The organism is Pseudoclavibacter sp. CFCC 13796 (assembly GCF_008831185.1).
GTDB lineage: Bacteria > Actinomycetota > Actinomycetes > Actinomycetales > Microbacteriaceae > Pseudoclavibacter_A.
On the sequence record NZ_WBKD01000001.1, the window covers coordinates 1,707,142 to 1,733,230 of the forward strand.

General features: G+C 66.3%; 26 protein-coding genes and 1 tRNA gene. 7 read left to right on the forward strand and 20 right to left on the reverse strand.

Annotated features, from left to right (window positions below):
- Nucleotides 1-6: 6 nt before the first annotated feature.
- The 8 genes from F8O07_RS07685 to F8O07_RS07720 form a co-directional block, all read right to left on the reverse strand.
- Nucleotides 7-1,017 (reverse strand): helix-turn-helix transcriptional regulator, encoded by a 1,011-nt coding sequence (locus F8O07_RS07685; protein WP_158031482.1) that lies wholly within the window; start codon nucleotides 1,015-1,017, stop codon nucleotides 7-9.
- Nucleotides 1,014-2,141 (reverse strand): helix-turn-helix transcriptional regulator, encoded by a 1,128-nt coding sequence (locus tag F8O07_RS07690; RefSeq protein ID WP_158031483.1) that lies wholly within the window; start codon nucleotides 2,139-2,141, stop codon nucleotides 1,014-1,016. The genes F8O07_RS07685 and F8O07_RS07690 overlap by 4 nt, the downstream gene beginning before the upstream one ends.
- 4 nt (nucleotides 2,142-2,145) lie before the next feature.
- Nucleotides 2,146-3,087, reverse strand: coding sequence for a hypothetical protein (locus tag F8O07_RS07695; RefSeq protein ID WP_192496701.1), 942 nt, complete (start codon nucleotides 3,085-3,087; stop codon nucleotides 2,146-2,148).
- 42 nt (nucleotides 3,088-3,129) lie between these two features.
- The gene (locus F8O07_RS07700; protein ID WP_158031485.1) at nucleotides 3,130-4,167 is read right to left on the reverse strand and encodes a tRNA (adenine-N1)-methyltransferase; all 1,038 of its coding nucleotides are present in this window, start codon (nucleotides 4,165-4,167) and stop codon (nucleotides 3,130-3,132) included.
- A gap of 14 nt (nucleotides 4,168-4,181) precedes the next feature.
- Nucleotides 4,182-4,856: an HAD family hydrolase gene (locus F8O07_RS07705; RefSeq protein WP_158031486.1), complete on the reverse strand. Its 675-nt coding sequence runs from the start codon at nucleotides 4,854-4,856 to the stop codon at nucleotides 4,182-4,184.
- Nucleotides 4,853-6,136: a cysteine--1-D-myo-inosityl 2-amino-2-deoxy-alpha-D-glucopyranoside ligase gene (gene mshC, locus F8O07_RS07710; protein WP_158031487.1), complete on the reverse strand. Its 1,284-nt coding sequence runs from the start codon at nucleotides 6,134-6,136 to the stop codon at nucleotides 4,853-4,855. The genes F8O07_RS07705 and mshC overlap by 4 nt, the downstream gene beginning before the upstream one ends.
- An 18-nt stretch (nucleotides 6,137-6,154) precedes the next feature.
- Nucleotides 6,155-6,985: an undecaprenyl-diphosphate phosphatase gene (locus F8O07_RS07715; RefSeq protein ID WP_158031488.1), complete on the reverse strand. Its 831-nt coding sequence runs from the start codon at nucleotides 6,983-6,985 to the stop codon at nucleotides 6,155-6,157.
- A gap of 150 nt (nucleotides 6,986-7,135) precedes the next feature.
- A complete protein-coding gene (locus tag F8O07_RS07720) occupies nucleotides 7,136-8,515 on the reverse strand; it encodes a M20/M25/M40 family metallo-hydrolase (RefSeq protein WP_158031489.1) in 1,380 nt (459 codons plus the stop codon).
- 208 nt (nucleotides 8,516-8,723) lie between these two features.
- Here F8O07_RS07720 and F8O07_RS07725 point away from each other — a divergent pair.
- Nucleotides 8,724-8,811, forward strand: a tRNA-Leu gene (locus F8O07_RS07725).
- Between the two features lie 175 nt (nucleotides 8,812-8,986).
- On the opposite strand, the gene F8O07_RS07730 is transcribed toward F8O07_RS07725, so the two are convergent.
- The 7 genes from F8O07_RS07730 to F8O07_RS07760 all read right to left on the reverse strand — a co-directional run bounded on the left by F8O07_RS07730 (nucleotide 8,987) and on the right by F8O07_RS07760 (nucleotide 16,250).
- A complete protein-coding gene (locus F8O07_RS07730; protein ID WP_158031490.1) occupies nucleotides 8,987-10,273 on the reverse strand; it encodes a CynX/NimT family MFS transporter in 1,287 nt (428 codons plus the stop codon).
- On the reverse strand, nucleotides 10,266-11,033 hold the full coding sequence (locus F8O07_RS07735; RefSeq protein WP_158031491.1) for a sulfite exporter TauE/SafE family protein: 768 nt from the start codon (nucleotides 11,031-11,033) through the stop codon (nucleotides 10,266-10,268). Before F8O07_RS07735 ends, F8O07_RS07730 begins: the two co-directional genes overlap by 8 nt.
- A gap of 54 nt (nucleotides 11,034-11,087) precedes the next feature.
- The gene (locus F8O07_RS07740; protein WP_158031492.1) at nucleotides 11,088-12,383 is read right to left on the reverse strand and encodes a Dyp-type peroxidase; all 1,296 of its coding nucleotides are present in this window, start codon (nucleotides 12,381-12,383) and stop codon (nucleotides 11,088-11,090) included.
- Nucleotides 12,376-13,098, reverse strand: a complete 723-nt coding sequence (locus F8O07_RS07745; protein ID WP_158031493.1) for a copper chaperone PCu(A)C — start codon at nucleotides 13,096-13,098, stop codon at nucleotides 12,376-12,378. Before F8O07_RS07745 ends, F8O07_RS07740 begins: the two co-directional genes overlap by 8 nt.
- A gap of 104 nt (nucleotides 13,099-13,202) precedes the next feature.
- On the reverse strand, nucleotides 13,203-13,838 hold the full coding sequence (locus tag F8O07_RS07750) for a copper resistance CopC family protein (RefSeq protein WP_192496702.1): 636 nt from the start codon (nucleotides 13,836-13,838) through the stop codon (nucleotides 13,203-13,205).
- A gap of 108 nt (nucleotides 13,839-13,946) precedes the next feature.
- Nucleotides 13,947-14,603, reverse strand: a complete 657-nt coding sequence (locus F8O07_RS07755; RefSeq protein WP_158031495.1) for a hypothetical protein — start codon at nucleotides 14,601-14,603, stop codon at nucleotides 13,947-13,949.
- Between the two features lie 111 nt (nucleotides 14,604-14,714).
- Entirely contained in the window at nucleotides 14,715-16,250 is a 1,536-nt protein-coding gene (locus F8O07_RS07760; RefSeq protein ID WP_225733222.1) for an acetyl-CoA hydrolase/transferase family protein, read from the reverse strand.
- Nucleotides 16,251-16,404: 154 nt separating this feature from the next.
- On the opposite strand from F8O07_RS07760, the gene F8O07_RS07765 reads away from it, so the two are divergent.
- Nucleotides 16,405-17,004 (forward strand): histidine phosphatase family protein, encoded by a 600-nt coding sequence (locus F8O07_RS07765; protein ID WP_192496703.1) that lies wholly within the window; start codon nucleotides 16,405-16,407, stop codon nucleotides 17,002-17,004.
- An 84-nt stretch (nucleotides 17,005-17,088) separates the two neighbouring features.
- Here F8O07_RS07765 and F8O07_RS07770 read toward each other — a convergent pair whose 3' ends face one another.
- Nucleotides 17,089-18,219, reverse strand: coding sequence for an alcohol dehydrogenase catalytic domain-containing protein (locus tag F8O07_RS07770; protein WP_158031498.1), 1,131 nt, complete (start codon nucleotides 18,217-18,219; stop codon nucleotides 17,089-17,091).
- 166 nt (nucleotides 18,220-18,385) lie between these two features.
- Here F8O07_RS07770 and F8O07_RS07775 point away from each other — a divergent pair, with 166 nt between their 5' ends.
- Complete coding sequence (locus F8O07_RS07775) at nucleotides 18,386-20,038, forward strand: helix-turn-helix domain-containing protein (RefSeq protein ID WP_158031499.1); 1,653 nt, start codon at nucleotides 18,386-18,388, stop codon at nucleotides 20,036-20,038.
- A gap of 10 nt (nucleotides 20,039-20,048) precedes the next feature.
- On the opposite strand, the gene F8O07_RS07780 is transcribed toward F8O07_RS07775, so the two are convergent.
- Nucleotides 20,049-20,936 (reverse strand): alpha/beta fold hydrolase, encoded by an 888-nt coding sequence (locus F8O07_RS07780; RefSeq protein ID WP_158031500.1) that lies wholly within the window; start codon nucleotides 20,934-20,936, stop codon nucleotides 20,049-20,051.
- A gap of 67 nt (nucleotides 20,937-21,003) precedes the next feature.
- On the opposite strand from F8O07_RS07780, the gene F8O07_RS07785 reads away from it, so the two are divergent.
- Nucleotides 21,004-21,708 carry an exonuclease domain-containing protein gene (locus F8O07_RS07785; RefSeq protein WP_192496704.1) on the forward strand — a complete coding sequence of 235 codons (705 nt, stop codon included), beginning with the start codon at nucleotides 21,004-21,006 and terminating at the stop codon, nucleotides 21,706-21,708.
- Between the two features lie 123 nt (nucleotides 21,709-21,831).
- On the opposite strand, the gene F8O07_RS07790 is transcribed toward F8O07_RS07785, so the two are convergent.
- Together F8O07_RS07790 and F8O07_RS07795 are read right to left on the reverse strand one after the other, a co-directional pair.
- Nucleotides 21,832-22,089: a type B 50S ribosomal protein L31 gene (locus F8O07_RS07790; RefSeq protein WP_158031502.1), complete on the reverse strand. Its 258-nt coding sequence runs from the start codon at nucleotides 22,087-22,089 to the stop codon at nucleotides 21,832-21,834.
- A gap of 63 nt (nucleotides 22,090-22,152) precedes the next feature.
- Nucleotides 22,153-22,941, reverse strand: a complete 789-nt coding sequence (locus tag F8O07_RS07795; RefSeq protein ID WP_158031503.1) for an ABC transporter ATP-binding protein — start codon at nucleotides 22,939-22,941, stop codon at nucleotides 22,153-22,155.
- Between the two features lie 102 nt (nucleotides 22,942-23,043).
- On the opposite strand from F8O07_RS07795, the gene serB reads away from it, so the two are divergent.
- Nucleotides 23,044-23,688, forward strand: a complete 645-nt coding sequence (gene serB, locus F8O07_RS07800) for a phosphoserine phosphatase SerB (protein WP_225733223.1) — start codon at nucleotides 23,044-23,046, stop codon at nucleotides 23,686-23,688.
- A 38-nt stretch (nucleotides 23,689-23,726) separates the two neighbouring features.
- On the opposite strand, the gene fabG is transcribed toward serB, so the two are convergent.
- Nucleotides 23,727-24,443, reverse strand: coding sequence for a 3-oxoacyl-ACP reductase FabG (fabG, locus tag F8O07_RS07805; protein ID WP_158031504.1), 717 nt, complete (start codon nucleotides 24,441-24,443; stop codon nucleotides 23,727-23,729).
- Between the two features lie 198 nt (nucleotides 24,444-24,641).
- Between fabG and F8O07_RS07810 the strand changes: the two genes are divergently transcribed.
- Together F8O07_RS07810 and F8O07_RS07815 are read left to right on the forward strand one after the other, a co-directional pair.
- Entirely contained in the window at nucleotides 24,642-25,124 is a 483-nt protein-coding gene (locus tag F8O07_RS07810) for a DUF3099 domain-containing protein (protein ID WP_158031505.1), read from the forward strand.
- Complete coding sequence (locus F8O07_RS07815) at nucleotides 25,121-26,050, forward strand: SURF1 family protein (RefSeq protein ID WP_158031506.1); 930 nt, start codon at nucleotides 25,121-25,123, stop codon at nucleotides 26,048-26,050. Before F8O07_RS07810 ends, F8O07_RS07815 begins: the two co-directional genes overlap by 4 nt.
- Nucleotides 26,051-26,089 lie beyond the last annotated feature (39 nt).

Consider the following 26,089-nt stretch of genomic DNA (forward strand, 5'->3'; position numbering starts at 1 on the left):
ACGATCCTACTCGTCAGGTGACTCGTCGGACGAGGCCAGCTCGGCATCCGCAGAGACCGCCAGCGCGCGACGAGCATGGTCGGCCACAGCCTCGCGCACCGATGCCGGAGCGAGGATGCGAACGCGCCCGGGCAGCGAACTCACGTGTCTCACGAGTGCAGGCACCGAGGCGACTCGCACCAGGCGGCGCACCGGCCAGCTCACATCGTCGGTCAGACGTTCTCCGAACGCCATGAGCACGCCGGCGGCCTCGGCCTGCACCTCGAGAGTGACGGTGATGGGCTCGGCCTCGTCGTCTCTGCTCACGGTGTCGACGGATGCCGAGGTCGACTGGTCGTGATCGGCTGCGATCGGCGGTCTTTCGCTGCGGGCGACCGCCGCCATGCGATCGAGCCGGAAGGTGCGTCGGCGCGGCAGGCCCGCGCCGTCGACGCCGTCTGCTCCCGAGAGGTACCAGATGCCCTGGGTCATGCGCACGCGTTCGACGGTGACCGTGCGGTGCGATCGGTGCCCGGAGGCCGAGGTGTAGTCGAACTCCACCGCGCCCCGGTCGGCGCCGCAGGCCCGCAGCAGCGCGATCGTCTCGGCGAAGCGTCCCTCACTGCGAGCCGTGACCGTGCCGCCGCCCAGTCGAGCGGCGAGTCGGGTGGCCGCAGCGCGTCGCTCGTCGGGCAGCAGTGCGGCCAGATAATTCAGCGCCGCAGAGAGCCCTGCGAGCTCGGCGGTCGAGAAGCGCTGCACATGGTTCAGACCCACGGAGTTCGTGATCGTCACCCGGTCGTTGAGCTCGAAGTCGTCATAGTCGATGTCAAAGAGGTTGCCTGGATCGTAGGCGGCAGAGTCACCGGGCACACCCACAAGGGGCAGCATGCGCACGGTGTCTCGTACCTGCTCGGCGGGTACGTCGAACCATTCGGAGATCGATTCGACGGTCGCGCCAGGGTTGGCCACCACCCACGGCACCAGCACCAAGGCGAATCCGAGGCGCTGCATGGCTGCGTTCGACTGGTCGCTCATCGCTCGCCCTCTCCGGTGTGGTCGGCCAGCAGACGGCGCAGCTTGGCCTCGACACGGGTGCGCAGGCTCTCGGGCGAGATCACGGTCACCTCGTCGCCGTACCCGGTGATCTCGTCGGCGAGCAGGTCGTAGTCCGTAGTCAGCACGTCGAACGTCGTCTCGGGCGTCGCCGCATCGCCGACGGCATGCAGTCGGTCGCCGAGGCGCACCGCAGCCTCGCTGCCTGGTCGCACCCGCAGCCGGGCGCTCTGTTCCCGGCGCAGTCGCTCGAGGTCGGCGACGACCGACTCAGCCCACTCCTCGCGGCTGCGTTCGGCGGCGATCGTCTGCGCGTCGCGCACACGGCCGCTCTGCAGCTCGCGCTCCTCGAGGGGCCGGACGACTCCACGGATGCGCTGCAGCAGAAAAGTGCGCCGCAGCTCCGGGTCGTCCAGTCCCTCCGCGCGCTTCGGCAGACGGTCGAGGTCGACGCCGTGCACATGCCAGCGGCCGTCGACCAGCACGACCGCCAGCGGCAGCAGCGTGCGCCGCGTGGTGCGCTGATGATCCTGCGTGTGGTAGTCGAAGCGCACGATGCGGCCTTCGAGCACGGCAGACTGGAGCGGCCGCAGGTTCGGTTCGTAGACCATGAGATCGAGCAGGCCACCGACCACCAGCTCAGCCGAACGCTCCTGCGCAGCGTCAGGCGCACCATCGCGGTCAGCGGCGGCGTCGTGGGGCGCGCCAAGGGCCCGGGCCCGTTCTGCGACCCTTCGGCCTTCCGGTGCGTCAAGCCGCGAGAGCAGCAGAGCCGCAGCGGTGAGCAGACCGAGATCGGCGCCGCTGAGCTCGAGGTCTTCTGGCAGCGCATACGCCTGCTCGTCGATGTGATACCGAGTGAGCTGGTTGTCACCGGGAGTCCAGACATCGTCGGCGGCGACGACGTCGATGCCGAGGGCACGCAGCGCGGCTTTGTCCCGTTCGAACCGTCGTTCGAGCGCCGACATCGAGACTCCGGACGCCAAGTCGTCGCTGTACCCCGACACCTCGCTCAGGATCTGTCGCTTCGTGAGGCCGAAGCGCGTGTGCTGGAGGGCCAGTACGAGATTGAGCATCCGCTCCTGCGCGGTCACCCGATCGGCCATGGTCTCACTCAGCAGCCGGAGTGCGTGCCAGCACGTCGATCACCAGCAGATCGCCGACCTGCGACTGATAGCTGGTCGGCACGTGCACGATGACCTGCGAACCGATCGGCACCGACGTGAGGGTGCGCTCCATCAGCCCTAAGAACGCGTCGTCCGAATCGTCCAGCTTCAGCTGAGTGAGCTGTCCGTCGTCCCACGTCGACTGCAGCACCTTGGCGCTGCGGGTCTTCGCCGAGGTGTCGAACATCGTCATCTGCAGCTGCACGGTGTCGCCAGCCTGGGCGGTCTCTTTCGAATCGCCTTTGACCAGCACAGCCGACTCGGGTGCTCCGGCGGATGAGTATTCGTCGCCCAGCACCAGCCCGGGTCGGCCTGTCGTGTCGCGCACCACCTGCGGGAATCCGTTGACCGGTGCCTGTTCCGCGCCGTGGGCCCGAGCCGGGAAGCTGTCTCGCACGGTGCCGATCACGACGACGTCGCCGGCACCGCTGCCGTCCGTCGAACTGGGATCTGCTCCGTCGACGTTGGGCACCACCAGGGTGAAGACGTCACCCACGCGCTGACCTTTGAGCGCGTCTGCGATCGCTCCATAGACAGGAGAGTTCAGACCGCGCAGAAATGACACCGACACAGCGGGGAGATCTGCGGCCTGGCCGAGCGCCTTGCCGGTCTTCAGATTGAACATGCTCACGCCCAGCAGCACTGCGTCCTGATCGACGTCGACGAAGCGGCCGTCGCCGGCGCTGCCGATGCTCAGCTGTGTTCCGTCGACCTGCAGATCCGGCTTCGGGTCGATGCTCGACCGCGAGAGGTCGAAGTCCGAGGCGACCACCGCATCCGACGCGTCGCCGGATGCGACTGCACGATCGGGCTGCGACGAGCACCCCGCGAGCAGCGCACCGACCAGTGCGAGCACACCCACACCGGCGCCGATGGTCGATCTCATGGCCTTCTGTGAACGCATGTGTTCTCCAATCCGTGTGACAGCCTACTCGGCTGCCCGCTGCTCGCGCTGACGCTGCGCCGTGCGCACCGACTTGCGCAGCTTCTTCTCAGACGTGTTCCGCGCACCGACCGAGCCTGGCGTCCAGACGGCCAGGTCGTCGGGGTCGAAGGCGTCTTTGGCCGGTCGGCGAGAGATCTCGGGGAGGTCGACCCCATCGGCCAGCCTGCGAGCCGACGTGAGAAAGCCGGTGTGACCGATCATGCGATGTTCGGGGCGCACGGCGAGTCCCTCGACGTGCCACTCGCGTTCCATCGTCTCAGTGGCCTGCGGCACTGTGAAGCAGCCGCGATCGCGAATCGTCTCGGACACGCGCGACAGCTGCGTGACAGTCGCGACGTAGACCACGAGCACACCGCCGGGTCGCAGAGCCGCCGCCGCCGCGTCGATCGTCTCCCACGGCGCGAGCATGTCGAGGATGACTGCATCGGCCGAGCCGTCGGCGACCACCGCAGGCAGCTCCTGCTGCAGATCGCCGACCGTCACCGTCCAGTTCTCGGGGTGACGGCCGAAGTGTCCGCTGACGTTCGCATCCGCGATCTCGGCGAACTCCTCGCGTCGCTCGAACGAGAACAGTCTGCCGGAATCGCCCAGGCTGCGCAGCAGCCACATGCTCAGGGCGCCCGACCCGACACCCGCCTCGACCACCCGCGCCCCGGGGTGCACGTCGGCCAGCGCCAGAATCTGCACGGCGTCTTTCGGATAGATGATCGCGGCGCCGCGTGGCATCGACAGCACCTCGTCACGCAGCAGCGGGCGCAGCGCCAGGTAGCGCACGCCCTGCGTCGACTCGATCACGCTGCCGTCGGGAGCGCCGATGAGGTCGTCATGACGAATCGCGCCCTTGTTGGTGTGAAACTCGGCGCCGCGCTGCAGAATCAGCGTGTGCATCCGGGCCTTTGGGCCGGTCAGCTGCACTTTATCGCCGACGCGAAGGGCGCCGTGCTGCATCTCGCCTCCTGCGTTCGACGAGTCATGGGCGGTGGCCTCGTGCTGGGGTGCGGCTGGGGTGTGGTCAGTCATCTCGTCTGTCTCGTTCATGCGTTGTGCATCTGCTCTGCGACCGTCTGACGCAGCCGTGCGACGTCGACTCCCTGCAGGGTCTCCCACAGCAGATAGTCGCTCGATTCGGGCAGCGGCAGCACGCAGGGCACCGCGATGGTCAGCAGACCTGCGGCGGATGCGCTGCTCACGCCCGTCTGGGAGTCTTCGAAGGCGATCGTCCCGGCGGCACTCGTGCCCAAGTGTTCGAGCGCGGTGAGGTACGGATCGGGGTGGGGCTTGCCATGTGCGACCCGATCGCCGGTGATCACATGCTGGAACACGCCGGCTGGGGCCGCCTCGGCAATGGCGCTCGCCGTGTCGGCGTGCGACATCGTGACGATCGACTGCGGGACGCCTGCGTCACGCAGCTCCTGCAGCAGGTCGAGCACGCCCGGCCGCCAGGGAATGCCCAGTGAGGCGTAGCGATCGGCCACGCCAGCGCTCACTGTGCGGATGACCTCTTCGACCGGCAGATCGACCCCAGCAGCGATCACGAGTCGGGCCATGACGTCGAGCGCCGCTCCCACGCTGGCCTTGGCGTCCTGCTCGGTCCAGACTCCGCCGTGCTCGCCGACGAGGTCGACCTCAGACTCTATCCAGTAGCGCTCGGAGTCGATCAGGGTGCCGTCCATATCCCAGCAGACGGCTTCGAGCTCACCTGTGCTCATGCGACATCGGCCTTTCTGGTCAGATCGATGCCAAGCAGCGCCTGCGCGGCGTCCGCGATGAGCTCCGGCGCCTCAGGGCTGTCGGCCCAGGCGTCGAGCACGCTCAGTGCGCGCGGGGCGTCGAGGTCATTGGCCAGGGCCTGTCGAAGATTCGCCAGCACCGGGTTGTCTGCCTCGCGACGGTGATCGCTGCCCTGCATGGCCACTTGATAGGCGCTGCGCCACTCAGCGAGACGCTCCTGCGCCTTGGCCACGTCGGCGTCGTGCCACTCCCAGTCGGAACGGTAGTGATGTGCGAAGACTGCGGCGCGTACGGCATCCGGCTCGATGCCGGCGTCACGCAGACGGTGCACGAAGACAAGGTTGCCCAGCGACTTGCTCATCTTGCGACCTCGGTATGCGACCATGCCCACATGGCTGTAGATGCGCGCCAAGGGCAGCTCGTTGATCGCCGTGGCGTGACCCGACGACATCTCGTGGTGTGGGAAGATCAGGTCTGACCCGCCGCCCTGCACGTCGAAGTTCGGCCCGAGACAGCGTTCGGCGATCACCGAGCACTCGATGTGCCAGCCTGGACGACCGACCGGCAGCCCGATCACCTGCCAGGAGGGCTCGCCCTGTCGTTCGGCTCTCCACAGCAGTGGGTCGAGACGATCACGTTTGCCGGGGCGCTTGGGGTCTCCCCCGCGCTCCGCGAAGAAGCGCACCATCTGTTCGAGCGAGTAACGCGACTCTTCGCCGAGCGTCCAGGCGGCCAACGCCGCGTCTGCGGCACGCACGTCGAAGTAGATGTCCTCTTCTGCGTCGGGGCTCTCGACGCGATAGGCGAAGCCTCGTTCGATCAGTTCGAGAACCGCCTGACCGATCTCATCGATGACTTCGGTGACTCCGACGAGATGCGCTGGCGCGAGCGCCGACAGCCAGGCCATGTCGGTACGGTAGAGCTCGATCTGTTGGGCCGCCAGCGCCTCCCAGTCGGCACCGGTCTGCTCCGCGCGCTCCAGCAGCGGGTCGTCGACGTCGGTGACGTTCTGCGCATACTGCACTGCGACTCCGCTGTCGACAAGGGCCCGGTTCAGCAGATCGTAGGCGAGATAGGTGGTGGCATGGCCGATGTGCGTGGCATCGTAGGGGGTGATGCCGCAGACGTACAGACGTGCGGTGCGGCCGTCTTCGGACGCCGGCTGCAGCGCATCGCTCGCGTGATCGTAGATGCGCACCGGGCGTGGGGCGGCAGCAGAGGGCAGATGGGGCGGTGCAGGTGTCGACCAACTCTTCACAGTACGAGCCTAACGTTCTCAGGCGGCGATGACGCCGGTGCTCAGCAGAATGATCAGTGCGACGCCGAGCACCACTCGGTAGATCACGAACGGCGCGAACGAACCACGCTGCAGGTATTTCATCAGACGGTCGATGACGAACCAGCCCACGACGAACGACACGATGGTCGCCACCAGGGTCGGGAGGAACTCAGGAACATCATGGGTCTCTCCGCGAACCGACTCGATCAGCTGGAAGAATCCCGAGATCACTACGGCTGGTACGGCGAGATAGAACGAGTACTTCGCCGCTGTCGGGCGATCGTAGGAGAGTCCGCGGCCGACGGTGGTCGTACCGCCTGACCGAGAGACGCCGGGGATCAGCGCGAGCGCCTGACCCAGCCCCATGAACAGACCGTCTCGCAGGGTCAAGTCGCCGAGGCTCTTGCGCTTCGGCGCCCAGCGGTCGACCGCACCGAGCACGATGCCGAAGACGATGAGCATGATGGCCACGATCCAGAGACTGCGCAGCGTGGTCTCGATCTGGTCTTTGAAGAGCAGCCCCAAGACTCCGATCGGAATGGTGCCGATGATGATGACCCACCCCATGCGCGCATCGGGGTCGTTGCGAGGGATGCGGCCGAACAGCGCTGCGAACCAGGCCCTGACGATTCGGACGAAGTCCTTCCAGAAGTAGACGATCACGGCTGCTTCGGTGCCCAGCTGGATGATGGCTGTGAACGCCGCCCCGGGGTCTTCCGCTCCCGGCAGGAACTCGCCGACGATGCGCAGATGCGCGCTCGATGAGATGGGCAGGAACTCAGTGAGCCCCTGCACCAGTCCGAGGATGAGGGCGTCGAGGATGGACAACAGCACACCTTTCCGGTGATCAGCACTTGGTGATGTCAGGCACGGACGCGAAGAGCGCGCCGTGGCAGGCCCGTCGGCTTCGCACGGGTGCCGCACACCAGACTAGACCACCGACGCCGGCATCCGCCGAACCGGGTGTCACGGGCTCGGTCAGTACCGTTCGAGCAGATCGCCGAGCACCTGTTCGCCGAACAGCAGAGCCGAGAGCGGAATGCGCTCGTCGACCGCATGATACGAACCCGGAAAGTCGAAGTCGTCTGGCACTCGGGTCGGCACGAACCCGTATCCGGTGATGCCCAGCTGAGTGAGACACACGTTGTCGGTGCCGGCGTTCAGCAGATATGGAAGCACGACCGCCTCAGGGTCGTGCAGGGCGATCGACTCCTGGATCGCCTGGACGAAGTCGCCGTCGAACGACGATTCGTAGCCGATGCCCTGTTCGATGATCTCGATGGCGACGTCGGGGCCGGCAGCCTCACGAACCCGCGCGAGCACCGGTTCCTCCTGTCCGGGCAGAGGGCGCACATCGACGAGCGCCTCGGCCGACGCCGGAATGACGTTCTGCATGTATCCGGCGTTGATGACAGTGGGAGTCGTGGTGTTGCGCAGCGTGGCGCTCAGAAACGGTTTCGCGAAGCCCGCGGCGGCGACCACGTCTTCGGGCGGCGTTGAGGCGGGCAGTCCGGCCAGATCGCGGATGCCTTCGACCAGCGCTCGCGTCGTCTCGGTCAGCTCGATCGGCCATTCGATCGCCCCGATCGCAGAGACCGCCCGCGCGATCGCGGTGACTGGGTTGTCATGGTTCACCGCCGAAGCGTGGCCGGCCGTACCGCGTGCCCGCAGCCGCAGCCAGGTATGCCCCTTCTCTCCCGTCTGCAGAAGATACGCCCGTCGGTCACCGACGGTGATCGTGTACCCTCCGACCTCGCTCAGAGCCACTCGAGCATCGGCGAAGAGCTCTGGATGCTGACGTACCAGCCAGGCGGCACCGGCCGCGCCACCGGCCTCCTCGTCGGCGAAGAAGGCCAGGATGACGTCGCGTCGCGGTCGTCTGCCCTGCTCGGTGAAGTGCTGCACGTTCGCCAGGATCAGACCGAGCATGTTCTTCATGTCGACGCTGCCCCGCCCCCACAGACAGCCGTCGCGAATGACTCCGGCGAAGGGATTGACGCTCCAGTCGCTCGCGTCGGCCGGCACCACATCGGTGTGGCCGTGCAGCACCAGCGGAGGAAGCGTGCTGTCTTGTCCCGGCCAGCGCGCGATGACGCTGGGACGCGCCGGGGCATCCGGCGTCGCTGCGGGACCGACGATCACGGGGTCGAGCCCCTGCGAGCGCAGGAAGTCTGCGATGTAGGCCGCCGCCGGACCCTCTCCTTTGGCGTTGCCGCCGCCGTAGTTCGTCGTGTCGAAGCGCACCAGGTCGCGAACGATGCGCACCACATCCGGCAGGTCGGCGTCATCGTCACCATGACGAGCAGCACTGACGTGTGAGTCTGAGGGAACGCCTGCAGCGTCGTCATGAATGACCATGACGAAATCGTATCCTGCCGCACGCTGGTGACTGCTCCCGACCGACCACGAGCGTCATCTGTACGGCAGGAGACATGCCCGGGATACACCCACCCGGCACCCTCAGATCGCCGGTCTCAGGCCGATTCGGTGCGACGTGCCCCACCGGTTTTCCCACTTCACGGCAAACGTGCTAATCTCATCTGGTGCCCTGCGGGGCACAGCACCAGCCCGGGTGGCGGAATAGGTAGACGCGCTAGCTTGAGGTGCTAGTCCACAAATTATCGTGGGTAGGGGTTCAAGTCCCCTCTCGGGCACAGAACGAAGCCCCTCGGAATCATCGGTTCCGAGGGGCTTCTCGCATTCTGCCTGGGGTCTAGACATTATGCTTGGAGTCTGGGCATTATGCTTGGGGTCTGGGCATTATTCCTTGAGTCTGGACGTGACTCTTCCGGCCTGCCCGATGGTCTGGGCACGGAGGCCGACCCGATGTCAGCGACGTGCTGGATCGCCGACGTAGCCGGGTCGAGTGCCGATGACTGCGAACGGCAGTGAGATCGCGACGCAGGCCAGCAGATAGGCCAACGGCAGCGTCCATCCCCCAGAGAGGTCATGCAGCAGACCGAACAGGAACGGCCCTGCGGCGGCGATGAGATACCCGACGCCCTGGACGAACGCGGACAGCTGAGAGGCATGCATCTGCGTACGCGCCCGCAGGGGGATCAGCACCAGGATCATGCAGAACGTCAGTGGCCCGAGACCGAGCGCCGCCACCCAGAGCATCGACAAGTGGCCCGGTGACACCATGAGCCCGATCAGGCCGACGGCGAAGCAGACCGTCGACACAGCCAGCAACGGGCGCAGCGTCGCCTGGCGGGAGGTCATCGGAGGTATGACCACCCCGAGCAGAATGCCGAGAGCGGTGAACAGCGACAGTCCGAATGCCGCCGAGGCCGCGTCGACGCCGGCGTCGCGCAGCAGCGCAGGCAGCCACGCGAACATGGCATAGACGACCGTCGACTGGGCAGCCATCATGACCGCGATGCCCCACCCCTGCCAGGTTCGCCACACTTGCAGGCTCGCCCCGGGTGCATCTGCCGCGCTGACCGTGCTGCGGTTGTCGACGTTGGTGCCGCCGGCAGCGGTCTCGCGCATCGCAGGAGGGGCGGGAGCGTCGCCTGGCTCGGACTCGCGCGGGCTGCGACGGCTCGTCAGGATCACGACGCCCCACAGCAGTGCGGCAAGGAACGCGGGTACGGCCCACGAGGCGAGCCCGATACGCCAGCCGACGGCATGAGACAGTACGACGATGTAGATCGGCGGCACAGCGGTGCTGAGCCCGAGCGTGATGCTGTAGGCCGAGGTCATCGTGCCCACATGACGCGGGAAGAACAGTTTGATGGTCGGCGGTGCCACGATGTTGCCGACGCCGATCGCCAAGAAGATGAGTCCGGTGCTCAGACCGAAGGCGAGGTCGCTGTTCGTCGACGCGCGCAGTACCTGGCCCCCGGCGGTCACGACCATGGCGGCGCCGGCGAGCGCCGGAAGCGACATGCGTCGGACGAGCAGCGGGGTGATCAGACCGGCGCCGGCGAAGAGCAGCTGCGGAAGTGCACCGATCACGCCCTGCATGACGGTGTCGAGTTCGACGTCCTGGTTCACCAAGTCGACGATCGGCGACAGAATCGTCGCCGCACCACGCAGGTTGAGCGCGGTGAGCACGATCGCGCAGGCTGCAAGCAGGCGTCGCTGCTGCTGCGCAGGTGGAGCGTCAACCACGTTTCAGGGCCTTTCTCACCATCTGCAGAGCGCTCAGCACCAGCAGCACGGCGAAGAGGGCCATGGCCAGGCGCGTGTCGATCACGTGCACGAGCCATCCGCCGAAGATGGTGGTCAGCGACCCCGGAAGTCCGATAGCGGCGGCCAGTCGCAGACTGACGTTGTGGTTGCGCAGGTTGCCGTACGTGCCGCTCACCCCGCTGGGGAGCATCGCGATGAGCGAGGAGCTCTTCGCCAGATTCGGGTCGAGTCCGAGCGTCAGCACGAGAACGGGGACGATGATCAGGCCGCCCCCGATTCCGAGCAGCCCTGCCAGCGCGCCGACGAGCAGGCCGAAGCAGACCAAAAGGGCCAGCGTCAGAGGCTGCGGCGCGAACCCGGTGCCCTCGACAGGCAGATCGATGAAGAGCCGAACCGCCGTCGCGACCATCGCCAACGCGAAGAAGAGCTGCAGCACCTTCGGTTTGACGCGCTGCAGCAGCCAGGTGCCGAGAAACGCCCCGAAGAACGACCCGAAGCCGATGGCGAGCCCGGGAACGAGGTCGATCGTGCCATGCGAGGCATAGGTGATCACCCCGACGATGGCGATGGGAACAGTCGCAGCCAGCGACGTGCCGCTGGCCAGACGTTGGCTCAGCCCGAGCATGACCAGCACCGGCACCATGATGATGCCGCCGCCGACGCCGAAGAGCCCGGAGAGCACCCCGGCGAACGCTCCGAGCACAGCGCCCTTGACCATCAGCGATCGCGTAATCTTCACCGAACCAGCCTAGACCAGCCGACGGCGTCTCGAATCACTTCGCTTGGGTCGCACTCAGCCGAGCAGGGTCTCGCCGACGTAGCCGCCCACGTCGCAGCCTGGAGGAATCGCGAATGTGGCGGAGCCGATCGGCACGGTCCACTGGTTGAGCAGATCCATGTCGGCGAGCGACTGCTGCACCGGTACGAACTGCTGCATGATGTCGGCCTGCCAGGCACCGAACAGCAGACCGACGTCGGCGACGCCCTCGGCATCCACACCGTCGTCGTAGCTGTAGCCGCGACGCAGGATGCGCACCCGGCCGTCGGCCTGACGGGCGCGACGCATATGTGCGGCAAGGTCGATGACCGGAAAGCCGACGGAGTTCTTGGCGTCGAAGTCCGGCTCGTCGAACTCATCGGTGCCGGTCAGCGGGGCGCCCGAACCGAGACGGCGTCCGATGCTGTTCTCTCGGCCGACGGGGTCGACCTCGTCCCAAGTCTCCAGATTCATCCGAATCCGACGAAGAACGAGCGTGGTGCCGTTCTCTGCCCACGGGGCGAATCCTCCCGATGCGCCCCACACCTGCTGCTCGAACGCGTCGGTGCCGGGACGGGGGTTCACCGTGCCGTCTTTCTGCCCGAAGAGGTTGCGCGGCGTGGCCGTCGGCGGCTCGCTGTGCCGGGCGCGTTGAAAGCCCTGCTGACGCCAGGCCACCGTGGCGAAGAAGCGCATGTTCTTGATCATGACTCGTTCGGTGTGCGAGAGGGTGATCGGATCGTCGCTGCCGATCATCAGCAGAAGGTCTCCGCCGCTGAACTCCGGCCGCAGACGGTCGATCGAGAAGGCGGGCAGGCTGCCCACGCCGGGCGGCGGGGTACGACCTGCGAGTTCGAACACGCGCGCTCCGAAGCCGATCGTCACCGTGAGCCGCGCGGCAGGCGTCGCCAGATCGGGGTCGCTCATCGCCAGCGACGGCACGCCCCGAGTCAGACGAGAGGCGTCGTCGCTGATGATGCGCAGTGCACGCCGCAGCTGCTCGACGCCGGTCTCCGGACGCAGTGTGAAACCGAGGTAGCCGACGTGCGCCGGTGCCGGGGCCTCTACGGCCGCCTGTCGACGACCGTAGAAGGCGACCGTCTCGTCGCCGGTGACCACGGCATCCGCCGAGGGCGGCCCGGCGGGCATGAGACGCTCGCGAACCGCCCAGCCGCCCCCGGCGCCGACGACCAGACCTGCCGCAGTCGCCCCGGCGCCGGTCAGCAGACCGCGCCGGGTGAATCGACCGGCGCCGCCGGAGGGGTGAGTCGCCGAAGCCGACGAACCGTCAGACCTCGACGGCTCGCTCTCCACGGGGTCGTGGTCAGCCATGGTGGTGCTCCGACATGCCGTCGCCGTTCGTGGCAGTCGGCCCGTCGTCGTCCATCTTCATGTTCGGGTCATCGGTGTAGCTCTCTTTGGCGCCGGTGTACTGACGCACCGGTGCCGCGAACTGTGCTGAAGTCCCGTCTTCGAAGTGCAGAGTGATCGAGACGCTGTCACCAGGCTGCAGAGACTTCTGCAGCGACATGAGCATGATGTGGTTGCCGCCGGGCTGCAGATCGAGCGCACCGTCGGTCGGAACCATGAAGCCGCCCTCTTTCTCGCGCATCGTGGTCGAGCCTCCGTCGGCGACGGTCTCGTGCAGCTGGGTCATGCCAGAGGCATCTGACTCCGCAGAGACCAGATGCAGGCTCTGCGGAGTCGTCGAGTGCAGAGAGGCGAATGCGGCCGTCATCGGATGCGCGTCGCCCTCAGCGTCGACCGCTTTCACCCAGGGATCGCAGATCTGCACCTCACCCGCGGTCTCGCACTGCTGTGCGGCCGCCGAGCTCGAGGCACTGTCGGAGGCGTTCGAGCTGTCCGAGCTCGACGAGGCCGCGCAGCCGGAGAGCATGCCGGCGGCCAGCGCGAGGCCGCTCACGGCCACGCCCCACCGCCTGCCGAGGCCGCCGCGATGCAGCGTCTCCGCCGTCTCGATCGCACGCTGATCTGCCGTGATGCGTCGGGTCTGTGCCGACGACTGTAGGTTGTCGTTGTTCTTCATGATGAGTTCTTTCGGGTTCGCGGAATGCGCGAACCGCAGTTCGCCCGTTCCGCTGTGTCTGTTTCTGAGGGAGGCGGAGCCGAGAGTCGCTCGACCCCACACCGTCACTTCTTGGTGCGGCGGCTGCGCCGAACGCCCAGCACGATCGCTGCCACGCCGATCACGACGACGATGCCGGTGATCACCCAGGCGACGATCGCGCCGCTGTGGTCGACGTCGTCGCTCTGGCCGTCGGCCTGCGCCTCGGCTGATGCGCTTGGTGCGGCGGATGCGCTGCTCGCGCTCGCCTGACCGCTCGCGTCGGGTGTCTCGTCGGCTGCTGGGGCGTCTGGCGACGCGAGGTCGAATGTGAACGTTCCTTCGACGGGATGCCCGTCACTCGAGACCACATGCCAGGCCACGGAGTAGGTGCCGTTGGCCGTGCTCGTCACCGGCACGGTCACGACCCTTCCCTCGACGGCCGCCAAGCCGTCGCCGGCGACCGAGGCGCCGTCCGGTCCGTGCACCTGAATCTGGTTCGCGACGCCGGTGAGCACATCGTTGTTGAAAGTCAGTGCGACCTGAGTCGGCGCGGTCGTCAGCGCCGCTCCGGCTGCCGGGTCAGACGACACGAGAACGTCATGGGCGTGTGCGCGGCCTGTCGCCCACGGCTGCAGTGTGAGCAGCAGACCGACGAGCAGCGCGATCGCCGCAGTGAGCGTGGTTCGCGTGCGCGCAGGCGCGATGAATTGATTGTGCATTGAGTGGGTCTTTCGTCTGAGTTCTGAGAACCGATGCCGCATCTCACCAGGAGGGAGCGGGCTGACGCGCGAGACGGCGTCAGCGTGCGGCGCGGCGATGTGCTGAATTCAGAGAAAGACGGGTGGTCCGCGCAGCGTGCGCACACTGCCGAAGCAGCGACGGCGCAGGGTGTGTGCAGCGTCGGCGAACGACACCTGCAGCAGGCGCGCTGTCGCACCCGCAGGCTGCAGGGCGAGCGTCAGCCAAGCGACGACGCCGCTGAGCAGTCGAGTCACGAGGCGTTCCGTGCTGGGCAGCATGCCGAGCCAGAGCAGACAGAGAACGACGGCAAGACCGTGGGCGACCAGCATGGTGGGATCCATCGCATGAGCCGGCACGGATGCGATCGAATGCGAGAGTGCCGTGCCCGACATCGACGTCGTCAACGCCGAACCGGCACCGTGATGGTGGGCGCCAGCCACGGCGACAGCCGGCGGCAGCCCTCCCCCTGAGAGACTCGAGGCGCTCTGATCGAGGCTGAGCAGCACATGAAGGATGCCCTGCCCGAGAGCGACTGCGAGCACGGCGGAGCCCCATTGGCCCACGCGCCGCAGAGCGAGCAGCAGAATGGGCGCCGTGAGCACGACGGCAATGACGAGGGTGAACGCAGTCGGGGCACGGTGTTCGACCGCTGTGTGGGCAAGCCACCCCACAGAGACCGAGAACACGGCACTGAGGTAGGCGCGCAGCACTCTGTGCGCGCTCGACTGCCTCTGCCTGTGCATGATGGGCTCAGTCTATCGGTTCTCACGGATGATGTGAGCGGCGCAGGCGGAGACAGGGGCGTGAGCCGTACCCGGCGCACGCCCCTGTCGTCCAAGGTGCTGCTGTGCGGATCAGTCCTGCTTCATCGATCCGGTGTCGAGGAAGCGCTGGTGCCAGCTGAGCGCCTCGGGCAGGATGTGCGGCGTCTGGCCCGCGTTCGGCTGTGCGTTGGCACGGTCAAAGTAGTCGCGCAGCTGGTCGCGGTAGTCGGGGTGCGCGATCGCGATCATGGCCTCCGCGCGCTGACGAGGCGTCTTGCCGCGCAGATCAGCGAAGCCGAACTCCGTGACGACCACCATGGTGTCGTGCTCGGTGTGGTCGATGTGCGACGCGAACGGAACGATCGCCGAGATATTGCCGTTCTTCGCCGTCGAGGGGCTCAGGAAGATCGAGATGTAGCCGTTGCGAGCGAAGTCTCCCGAGCCGCCGATGCCGTTCATCATCTTGGTGCCCATGATGTGAGTCGAGTTGACGTTGCCGTAGATGTCGGCTTCGAGCATGCCGTTCATCGCGACGACGCCGATGCGACGAATGAGCTCGGGGTTGTTCGAGATCTCTTGAGGCCGCAGCAGAATGTGCTTGTTGTAGAAGTCGATGTTGTCACGGAACTCGTCCACTGCATCGGGGCTCAGTGAGAGCGCCGTCGCAGAGGCGAGCTCGACGGTGCCTGACTTGATGAGGTCGAGCATGCCGTCCTGGATCACCTCGGAGTAGCATTCCAGCCCTTGGTATCCGGCGCGCTCCAGACCGGCGAGCACGGCGTTGGCGACGTTGCCGATGCCCGACTGCAGCGGCAGCAGCCGCCCCTCGGGCAGATGACCCGCGGCCTCCTCCTGTTTGAAGAACTCGACCACGTTGTCGCCGATGGCCTTCGAGCATTCGTCCAGCGGAGTGAACTTGGTGTTGCGGTCGCCGCCCTCGGTCTCGATGACCGCGACGACTTTGTCAGGGTCGACCCGAAGACGACCGATACCGATGCGATCGTGCGCCGTGTTGAGCGGAATCGGCTGACGATTCGGCGGAGTGCCGATCGAGTAGTAGACGTCGTGCACGCCGTCGAGCTGCTCGGGCTGCCACTCATTGACCTCGAGGATCACCTTGTCGGCCTGCTCGATGTAGGTCTTGTTGTTGCCGAGCGAAGTCGAGGGAATCAGGTCGCCGTTCTCGTCGATGCCCGAGATCTCGATGACCGCGAAGTCCAAGTGGTCGAAGAACCCCTCTTCGACCTGCTGTGCCAGATGTGAGAGATGCGTGTCGATGTAGCCGACCTCGCCCGAATTGATCTGCTTGCGCAGAGCGCCGTCGGTCGAGAAGGGGGTGCGAAACGAGATGGCCTCCTCTTCTGCGAGGATGCCGTCGAGCGCATGGTCGGTCGATGCCCCCGTGTACACCTTGATGCTGAAATCCTGCTCGTTCGCATGCAGTGCATGCGCCCGCTTTGCGAGAGCCTCGGGAACCGCCTTCGGATACCCGGCACCCACGAAGCCGCTGAATCCGACGGCAGCGCCATCGTGAATCAGGGCCGCAGCGTCGTCGGCCGTAACGATCTTGCTGCGGAAGATCTCGCTACGGATACGGTCTGTGTTCTTAACGTCATTGGTAGCCACGCTTCTCATGCTAGCCCACTGGGATGAGGGTCCCCGACCGCCGCAGAGGAATCGTATACAGAGTCTGCGGATACACTGTTTTCGGCTCATTCAGGATCGTTCGTCCAGAGTCGAGCGACGGACGCGCGTGCGGCGGGAGGCGAGGAAGGTGCTCATGAATACGACCCTGTGTCTGGTCAGACACGGAGAGACCGACTGGAATGCGGAGCACCGCATCCAGGGAGGCACCGACATTCCGCTCAACGACACCGGCCGTGCTCAGGCGCTCACCGCGGCACAGAGCCTCCGGCGCCATTCGTGGACCGGGATCTACTCCAGCCCGCTGTGCCGAGCCTTCGAGACCGCCGAGATCATCGCGGCCGAGCTCCGTCTGCCTGCACCGCTGCGCATCCCTGCAGTGCATGAGCGCAGGTTCGGCGAGATCGAGGGGCTCACCCTCGAGGAGCGCATCGCCCGCTTCGGCGACGAGACCGAGGTGCCCGGACTCGAGAGCCGTGCGGACGTCGTCGCTCGCGCACAGCCAGCGCTCACGGCGCTCGCTCACCAGCACCCCGGCGAGCAGCTGCTGATCGTCTCGCATGGCGGCGTGATCGGGTCGCTGATGCGCTTCGTGACGGATTCTCGGCGCCCCCGCCCACAGGAGTACATTCACAACGGAAGTGCGAACGAGTTCAGCGTCTCACCGACCGGTCACTGGTCGCTGAGCCGCTATGACGCCCGCCCAGGACGCACGGAGTACCGCCCGGTTCCCTGAACCTCCACACCCGAGAAGATGAGAACGGCCCCTGCAGATCGTATGGATCCGCAGGGGCCGTTCACCTCACCGCTGCTCAGCCGCTCATGCAGCAGCAGCCTCACCCGCACCGTCGAAGAGGATGACTTGACGCACGGCACGGCCGTCGGCGAGTTCGTCCATCGCTTCGTTGATCTGGTCGAGCGTGATGATTCGAGAGATCAGCTTCTCGACGGGCAGCTTGCCGCTGCGCCACCAGTCCGCGAACTTCGGGATGTCGCGTGAGGGCACTGCGGAGCCCAAGTAGCTGCCGATGATCGTACGGGCCTGACCGGTGATCACCGTCGGCGAGACCTCTGAGCGCGCGTCAGGATGCGGCAGACCGACCGTCACGGTGCGTCCGCCCGGCTTGGTCGCCCAGAACGCCGTCTCGAATGCCTTGGGGTGTCCGGCGCACTCGATGACGTGGTCGGCCTTGATCCCCTGCTCGGCGACCTCGGCCGGCGTGTAGGCCGCCGTCGCGCCGAGCTCCAGAGCGCGCTCGAGCTTGTCGGGCAGAGCGTCGACGGCGAGCACGTCGCCCTTGCCGACCGCGAGCGCCGAGATGAGCGCCGACATGCCGACGCCGCCAAGTCCGACGACCATGACGCTGTCACCGTCATCAGGCTGCACGGCGTTGAGCATGGCTCCTCCGCCGGTCAGCACGGCGCAGCCCAGCACTGCGGCGATCTCGGGCGGCACGTCGTTGCCGACCGGCACGACCGAAGCGCGGTCGACGACGGCTCGCGTGGCAAACCCGGAGACTCCGAGGTGGTGCTTGACCTCTTCGCCGTCTCGGGTCAGATGATGTGTGCCGTGCAGCAGCACGCCGGCTTCGTTCGCCGCAGTGCCCGGAACACAGGGCAGACGCCCGTCAGTGGCGCATCCCTCGCACTCGCCGCAACGAGGCAGAAAGGTGAGCGTCACTCGGTCGCCGATGCGCAGGTCGGTCACCTCGTTGCCGAAGGCCTCGACGATTCCGGCTGCCTCGTGTCCGAGCAGCATCGGCACCGGGCGGGGGCGATTGCCGTCGACGACGGAAAGGTCTGAGTGGCAGATTCCTGCGGCCTCGATGCGCACGAGCACCTCGGTGGGCCCCGGATCGGTGAGTTCGAGTGTGCTGACCGTGATGGGCTTCGATTCGGCGTACGGACGGCTGCGTCCGATCTCTTCCAGCACTGCTCCGGTGATCTGCATGATGGTGCTCCTCTGCTCGCCGTGACACTGCACGCTGGCAGTTCAGGGGACTCCGTTGTCTTGGTGTCGGTCTGCCCCACTGGGGAAGCAGATCACTACTGACAGTACGAAGATCGAAGAACTGCAGCGATGGCAGGCAGACCATATTTGAGGCAGAATCATATGCGTGACGCACAATCTTGCGCAGGGCAGAGAACAGTTGCAGCAGGTGCTGCTCGACACCGCGGCAGATCTCACCGAGCTGCGCGATCTGGAGGCGGTGCTGCAGGCGATCGTGCATCGCACACGGGTGCTTCTCTCGACCGATATGGCCTATATCAGTCTGACCGATTTCGAACACAGTGAGACGTACATCCGTCATGCCGAGGGGGTGATCACGCAGGCCTATCGAACGATCCGACAGCCGTTGGGCACCGGCGTGCTCGGGCAGGTCGCCACGGGTCTCGCACCGGTCCAGTCCTCGAACTACGCCGAAGACCCAGAGATCGAGCATCTCGCCGAGATTGACGAGATCGTGCAGGGCGAGGGCGTCCAGGCCGTCATGGGCGTGCCCCTCACCGTCACCGGACGCGTCATCGGCGCTCTGCTCGTGGCCGAACGGCACAGTCGTCTCTTCTCAGCCGCTGAGATCGCGGCGGTGGACTCACTCGGACGGTACGCCGCGATCGCGATCGACAACTCCATGCGTTTCGAATCGCTGACCAGGCTCGTCGAGCAGCTCTCCAGCAGACAGCGCCGCGACGCCGACGAGCTCGCCCTGACCACTCACGTGCTCGATCTGGATCGGCGGCTCATGGAAACGGTCATGGGCACGCCGGACGCCGAACACCTGCTCATGATCGGCCGGTCGGCTCTGGCAGTCGATCTCGCCTTCTACGACGCTGACGGCTCGATGGTCGCCGCCACTTCTGGCCGTGCGCCCGAGGCTGACGCGCAGTCGTACGTCTCCGTGGTCGCCGCAGGTGAGACGCTGGGACGAGTCGTTGCAGATCGACTGCTCAGTGAGACAGAACGCACTCTGCTCGAACGGGTCGCCGTGCACCTGGCCCTCGCGGTGCTCTTCGAACGGGCCGAAGAGGATGCCGACCTCCGTCGTCAGTCTGAGGTCGTCGAAGACATCATCGACGGTCGCGAGCACTCCCGTGAGCGCATCGAACGCCGTCTGAAGCACTGGGGCATCCGTTCTGGGGAACCGCTGCTGTGCGTCGCGATCGAAGTGCCCGACCAAGACCGTCGCCGTCTGCTGCAGCTGCTGAGCGGCCTGCGAATGCGCTGCGTGCTGATGTCGTCGCATGCGGGCCATGTCTGCATGGTGACGGTCGACACGCAGTGGGAGCAGCGCGTCCGCGACCTCTTCGCAGCACGCGGTTGGACGCTGAGAGCCGGCGTCGAGGGCCCCTTCGACGACCCGCGGCTCATCGGCAGCGGGCACGAGCGAGCTGAGCTGGCATTGCATTCCTTGGACACTCTGCAGCGCGACGGCATCGTGCACGGCGAGCAGCTGGGGCTGCTGGGCGTCGTCCTCGGACTGGCTCGACGCGGGCAGACGCCGCAGTCGCTGACGGCGCCGATCGACGGCTTGATCGCCTACGACCACACGCACCACACAGATCTCACGAACACGGCGTACGTCTATCTGGAGTCCGAGGGCAACACGGCGCTCACCGGTGAACTCCTCAGCGTGCACCGCAACACCGTTCGCCAGAGGCTCGAGCGCATCAGCACGGTCCTCGGCGCAGGTTGGGACGCCTCGCCTCGCAGGCTCGGAGTGCATCTGGCCCTGCGCATCCGTGACGCCCAGGTGACGCTCGATCGCTGACCGATCAGGCTCACGCCGGTGCGCACACGAACGGTCGAACCCAGCTGTCAGCCTGGCGCCAGGCCTCATAGTGAACAAGATGACCGACGCCCTCGACGACCTCAAGACGAGCGTTCGGGAGAGCCTCGACGAACGTGCGCTGCGACGTGAGCGGCACGATGTCGTCGCGGTCGCCGGCGATGACGAGCACAGGCATGGTCAGTTTGTCGGCATACTCCCCCGTGTCATGTGTGATCGAGGTGTGGAAGGCCTCGAGCAGACCCGACGGAGAGTCGAACACCGAGAAGTACGCCTGGTGCTGAGCATGGATCCACGCTCGCAGCCGAGGGTCATGCGTCTTCGCCATGATCTCACTCATAACCCGCACGACGAGTCGCATCGAGAGCACCCGACGCGCGGCGCCCTCGGGGAGCAGTGCGGTGAGCCGGTAGTAGCCGAGCGCGGCAAGGCTGCCGAGGCGCTGCGGCCCCTGCAGCGCCGGCTGACTGATGGGGTTGATCAGCACGACTCGGCTCGGCTGCAGACCGGATGCGACGGCGGCGCAGACCACGATCGACCCGAACGAGTGACCCAGCACCGGCGCTTCGGGCAGTCCGATGGCAGCGGTGAAACGTCTCAGCCAGGTCGCATACGCATCGATCGTGTTGCCGGCGGCGAGATTCTCGGACTGCCCGAAACCGGGCAGATCCGGCGAGATGACCCGCGTGTCGGGCGCGAGGCCCTTGGCGATCAGGTCGAGGCCTTCATGGGTGCCGCGAAATCCGTGCACAAGCACGATAGTGGGCGTATCCGTGCTGTGCGCGCGCGACTGGTCATTCGACCGGTCGGATGCCGTCTCGCCGTAGACCCAGTACGTCGTGGTCGTGCCGTCGATCACCGTCTGCTTGCGCTCAGCCATCCGCTCAGTCTACGTCGCACCCGCGGGCGTTCCGCTCATGTCACAGGTCGCCGCTAGACTTCAGCACATGGAAAACACCCCGAAACTGCCTGAGTGGGCACGCGACCTCTTTGTCTTCGACACCGAGACGACAGGGGTGAACACCGACACCGCGCGCATCGTCAGCGCCTATATCGGCAGACTCGACGCATCTGGAGCCGTCACCGCAGAACGCTCATGGCTGATTGATCCAGGAGTCGAGATCCCCTGGCAGGCTCAGAAGGTGCACGGCATCAGCACCGAACAGGCTCGGGCCGAGGGTCAGCAGGCCGCCGAAGCCGTGGCCGAGATCGTGGCCGCTCTCCGTGCGGCACTCGAACGGGGGCCGGTGGTGGCGTACAACGCCCCGTATGACTTCTCGATCGTGCACAGCGAGGCGCTGCGCTACGGCATCGCCCCGTTGGTCAACCCGAGCCCCGTCATCGATCCGCTGGTCATCGACAAAGCCGTCGACACGTATCGCCGTGGCAAGCGCACACTCACAGTCACGACCGAGCACTACGGAGTGCGGCTCGACGATGCGCATCATGCCTCCGCCGATGCGCTCGCCGCCGGCCGTCTTGCGCAGGCCATCGCCCAGGCATACCCGGAACGGCTCGATGTGAGCGCCCAGCAGCTGCACACCGACCAGATCGGCTGGGCTCAAGAGCAGGCCGACAGTTTCATCGACTACATGCGCAAGACACGCGGAATGACCGACTTCTGGACGAGTGGCAGCTGGCCCGTCCGTTGACTGCAGCCGACGCCTGGGGCGCACCGGGCAGACAAGTGTGGAAACACAGCTTGCAGCCCAGAAGACACAGAAAGAGGGACGCCATCTCTGGCGTCCCTCTTTCTGCTATCGCGTGCGAGTGGCTCAGGAAAGCTTGCCGAAGCCCTTGTACCGCGAGTTGAACTTCTCGACGCGACCGGCCGAGTCCATGATGCGCTGCTTGCCCGTGTAGAACGGGTGCGACACCGACGAGATCTCGACGTCATAGACCGGGTAGGTCTTGCCGTCGGTCCACTCGATGGTCTTGTCCGACTTCACCGTCGAGCGGGTGAGGAAGGTGTCGCCGCTCGCCAGGTCGCGGAACACGACCGGAGCGTAGTCGGGGTGAATGCCTTTTTTCATTGAGTGATCCTTTTGTTCGTACTCAGACGATTCTGCACGCGATGCGCATAAGCCAAGCTGACACTATACCAGATTCGCGCGCGCTGCGTAGCGTCCCTCGTTCTCGGTCACAGTCAGCGGCAGCCCGTACAGCTCGCTGAGCCTCTCGCTGATGACGACCTGGTTGATGGGCCCCTGCCGCATGACCTTGCCGTCTTTCAGCAGCAGAGCGTGCGTGAAGTTGCGCGGAATCTCCTCCACGTGATGTGTCACCGACACCAGGGCGGGCGCGCCGGGGGCGACGGCGTACTCCCCGAGTAGCTGCAGCAGCTCTTCGCGTGCGCCGAGATCGAGATTGGCCGTGGGCTCGTCGAGCAGCAGCACCTCAGGGTCGCTCATCACCGCTCGAGCGATCTGCACACGCTTGCGCTCGCCATCGCTCAGCGAGCCGAAGCGACGGTGGCTGAGCGGCTCGAGCTGCCAGTCGCGCAGCATTGAGTGCGCACGGTCGAGATCGAGTTCGTCGTACTTCTCGTTCCAGCGCCCGGTCACGCCATAGACGGCCGTGAGCACGGCGTCGAGCACCGATTCATTCGCCGGGATGCGCGCTCCAGTGGTCGACGATGCGACGCCGATGCGGGGTCTGAGGTCGAAGACGTCGACACGCCCGAGCTGCTCGCCCAGCACGCGCACCTCCCCCTTGCTGGGGTGCAGCTGAGCGCTCGCCACGTTCAGCAGCGTGGTCTTGCCTGCGCCGTTCGGGCCGAGCACCACCCAGCGCTCGTCGCCTTCGACGCGCCACGAGACGTCGTCGAGCAGGGCACGGCCAGAGCGCCGCACGCTGACATGCTGAAGATCGAGCACTGTAGTCATGGGCTCCAGCCTAGAACATGCCTTCGACTTCTTGGAACGCCGCACCGTGCGTTGACGTCACCCGACGAGCCTGGGGTGACGTCCTGCCGGTAGACTGAGCCGGTGACCGTCTCAATGCTCGTCGTGACCGATGTCGACTCCACGCTCATCCAGGACGAGGTGATCGAGCTGCTCGCCGATGCGGCCGGCGTCCGTGCCGACGTCGCGGCCGTGACCGAACGGGCCATGCGCGGTGAGATCGACTTTCGTGAGAGCCTGACCGAGCGTGTCGCCACTCTGGGCGGTCTGCCCGAATCTGTGGTCATGGATGTGGTCCGCCGCGTGCGGGTCAGCCACGGCGCCGAGCAGCTCATTTCGGCAGTGCATGCGCACGACGGCCGCATCGGGGCGGTCTCCGGAGGCTTCAGCCAGATTCTCGAGCCGCTGGCCGACCGTCTCGGCCTCGACCTCTGGGCGGCCAATGTGCTCGAGATCGTCGACGGGCGACTGACCGGGCGGGTCAGCGGTGAGATCGTCGACGGTCAGCGCAAGGCCGATCTGCTGACCCAGTGGGCCGCGGAGCTCCAGGTTCCGCTGGCACGTACTGTGGCGATCGGCGACGGCGCCAACGATCTGGTCATGATGCGCACGGCCGGCACCTCGATCGGCTATCGCCCGAAGCCGGTGGTGGCGGCGCGGGCCGACCATGTCATCCTGCCGCCCGCCGGGCTGGACTCAGCCGTGCCGTACCTGCCGATCGGCGACTGACTCCCGCCGCTGCCGCAGAAGGCCGGAGCCGCGGGGCGTCAGTGCCCCATCCCGAGGCCGCCGTCGACCGGGATGACCGCCCCGCTGATGTAGCCGGCGTCGTCTGAGGCCAGCCAGGCAATCGTGCGCGCCACGTCGTCGACCGAACCGAAACGCCCCGCAGGAATCGCTTTCAGGTACTCGGCCCGCTGCTTCTCATTGAGCTCTGCCGTCATGTCTGTCTCGATGAAGCCCGGGGCGACCACGTTTGCCGTGATGCCGCGTGCCCCCAGCTCGCGCGTCACCGAGCGTGCGATGCCGATGAGGCCGCTCTTGGCCGCGGCGTAGTTCACCTGGCCGGCTGAGCCGTAGAGGCCGACGACGCTCGACAGCAGGATGATGCGCCCCCAGCGCGCCTTGATCTGCCCCTTGACCACGCTCTTGATCGAGCGGAACACCCCGGTGAGGTTGGTGTCGATCACCGATGAGAAGTCGTCCTCGCTCATCCGCAGCAGCAGCGTGTCGTGCGTGATGCCCGCGTTGGCGACCAGAATCGCCACCGGACCAAGCTGCTGCTCGACCTCGGACACCGCCGTGTTCAACGACGCCTGATCGGTGACGTCCGCATGCACTGTCAGTGTGCCCTCGGGCCCGGAACCGTGCCGAGCGGTGACGGCGACGGGATACCCGCGGCGCACGAACTCCTCGGCGACCGCTCGGCCGATGCCGCGATTGCCTCCGGTGATCAGAACGACGCGTGCTTCGGCTGCAGACATGAGGGGCTCCTTGTGATGATCGATTCGGCGAGAGGGATGCGACATGGCCGAGACTGATCGGCCCATGCCCGCTGCATCCGTCTTAGACTATAGTCACGGGCGTGTGTACGCTCGCGTCACCGGCTTCTCAGGTCGGTGCAGCGCAACGGGAGCATCTCTGACCCGATGCGTTCGTCAAGCCCGCAGGAGGTGATCGACATGCCGAACCGCCAGGTCGCCGTCGTCACCCACGCCCCGAACTCTCCCAGAGACGACCGCGTGCGACGCATGGTGCACTACTCGATCGCCATGGGCATTCGCATCGTCTGCCTGCTCGCACTCTTCGTCGTACCGGGCTGGTGGAAGCTCATCCCTGCGTTCGGTGCGGCGTTTCTGCCCTACTACGCAGTGGTCATCGCGAATCTGCCCAAGCGCGTCAATGACGACGGCTTTCAGTCGATCGTGCAGCAGGCCATCAGTCAGGACACGCACGCGCACAGTGCAGCCGCCGATCGCGCCGAGACAATCACCGTCGACGAGCCCACGTTCGCCGGCGGCGACACGGCGTTCGACTCCAGCCAGGACGGCTCACGGTCGCACTCCGATTCCGTTCGCTCAGACTCACGGGCACTCCGTTCGGTGCCGTCAGGCGTCATCTCATCAGCGAGTCAGCATGATCAGCTGACGCTGCATCACGCATGAGTGCGGCGAAGACGCGGCCACCTCTGCTGGCGGCGCTGGGCAAGCTGCGCCCGTGGGAATGGATCGGCTATCTCGCCGGCGTCGTCGTCTTCGCCGTCATCTGCGTGATGCTGTCTCGCTGGCAGTTCGATCGCCGTGATCAGGCTGTTGCCGAGATCGCCAAAGTCACCAACAACTGGTCGGCGCCGGCTGCAGAGCTGCCCGATCTGGTTCCCGGCCTCGACGACTTCGACGATGCCGACGAATACCGAAAGGTGTTGCTGCACGGCACGTATCTGACCGACGAGCAGCTCCTGGTGCGCAATCGGCCCCTGAACGGGCAGCCCGGGTTCGAGGTGCTTGTTCCGTTGCGACTCGACGATGACCCGGCGTCTGCTGACTCGACGACGACCACAGCCGGCCGCGTCTTCTTTGTGAATCGAGGATGGCTCCCCACGGGGTCTGACGGTGACGCCCCCGCCGACGTGCCCGCGCCGCCGTCGGGTGAGGTCGAGGTGGTCGCCCGGCTGCGTCCGGCACAGCCTCAGGTCGACCGCTCGGCTCCCGACGGGCAGATCGCCAGCTTCGCTCTTCAGCAGGTCGTCGACCGATTCGACCTCTCCCCCGCTTACACGGCGGCCTACGGACAGATGGAGTCTGAGTCGCCTGCCACGGCCGATCGACCGCAGATCATTCCGCAGCCCAGTCTCAGCGAGGGCAGCCACCTCTCGTATGCCCTGCAGTGGATCGCCTTCGCCGTACTCGCCTTCGTCGGATTCGGCTACTCGATCAGGCAGACGCTGCGCCGAATCGAAGAGACCGGCAACGACGAGGTCGTCGCGCAGCAGCGCCGCCGTCAGGGCAGCCGTCGACACGACGACGACACCGACTACGAAGACGCGCTGATCGATGCCGCAGCACGACACAGGGGCACTCCGGGCGAGTGATGCCGGTCGCTGCTGTCGGGCCGCCCAACGCGACAGCAG

Bases quoted from the DNA above. Each gene is read 5' to 3' on its own strand.
- F8O07_RS07685 (WP_158031482.1), bottom strand. From the start codon at position 1,017: ATGAGCGACCAGTCGAACGCAGCCATGCAGCGCCTCGGATTCGCCTTG.
- F8O07_RS07690 (WP_158031483.1), bottom strand. From the start codon at position 2,141: ATGGCCGATCGGGTGACCGCGCAGGAGCGGATGCTCAATCTCGTACTG.
- F8O07_RS07695 (WP_192496701.1), bottom strand. From the start codon at position 3,087: ATGAGATCGACCATCGGCGCCGGTGTGGGTGTGCTCGCACTGGTCGGT.
- F8O07_RS07700 (WP_158031485.1), bottom strand. From the start codon at position 4,167: ATGACTGACCACACCCCAGCCGCACCCCAGCACGAGGCCACCGCCCAT.
- F8O07_RS07705 (WP_158031486.1), bottom strand. From the start codon at position 4,856: ATGAGCACAGGTGAGCTCGAAGCCGTCTGCTGGGATATGGACGGCACC.
- F8O07_RS07720 (WP_158031489.1), bottom strand. From the start codon at position 8,515: ATGGTCATTCATGACGACGCTGCAGGCGTTCCCTCAGACTCACACGTC.
- F8O07_RS07740 (WP_158031492.1), bottom strand. From the start codon at position 12,383: ATGGCTGACCACGACCCCGTGGAGAGCGAGCCGTCGAGGTCTGACGGT.
- F8O07_RS07745 (WP_158031493.1), bottom strand. From the start codon at position 13,098: ATGAAGAACAACGACAACCTACAGTCGTCGGCACAGACCCGACGCATC.
- F8O07_RS07750 (WP_192496702.1), bottom strand. From the start codon at position 13,838: ATGCACAATCAATTCATCGCGCCTGCGCGCACGCGAACCACGCTCACT.
- F8O07_RS07755 (WP_158031495.1), bottom strand. From the start codon at position 14,603: ATGCACAGGCAGAGGCAGTCGAGCGCGCACAGAGTGCTGCGCGCCTAC.
- F8O07_RS07765 (WP_192496703.1), top strand. From the start codon at position 16,405: ATGAATACGACCCTGTGTCTGGTCAGACACGGAGAGACCGACTGGAAT.
- F8O07_RS07770 (WP_158031498.1), bottom strand. From the start codon at position 18,219: ATGCAGATCACCGGAGCAGTGCTGGAAGAGATCGGACGCAGCCGTCCG.
- F8O07_RS07780 (WP_158031500.1), bottom strand. From the start codon at position 20,936: ATGGCTGAGCGCAAGCAGACGGTGATCGACGGCACGACCACGACGTAC.
- F8O07_RS07785 (WP_192496704.1), top strand. From the start codon at position 21,004: ATGGAAAACACCCCGAAACTGCCTGAGTGGGCACGCGACCTCTTTGTC.
- F8O07_RS07790 (WP_158031502.1), bottom strand. From the start codon at position 22,089: ATGAAAAAAGGCATTCACCCCGACTACGCTCCGGTCGTGTTCCGCGAC.
- F8O07_RS07795 (WP_158031503.1), bottom strand. From the start codon at position 22,941: ATGACTACAGTGCTCGATCTTCAGCATGTCAGCGTGCGGCGCTCTGGC.
- fabG (WP_158031504.1), bottom strand. From the start codon at position 24,443: ATGTCTGCAGCCGAAGCACGCGTCGTTCTGATCACCGGAGGCAATCGC.
- F8O07_RS07810 (WP_158031505.1), top strand. From the start codon at position 24,642: ATGCCGAACCGCCAGGTCGCCGTCGTCACCCACGCCCCGAACTCTCCC.
- F8O07_RS07815 (WP_158031506.1), top strand. From the start codon at position 25,121: ATGAGTGCGGCGAAGACGCGGCCACCTCTGCTGGCGGCGCTGGGCAAG.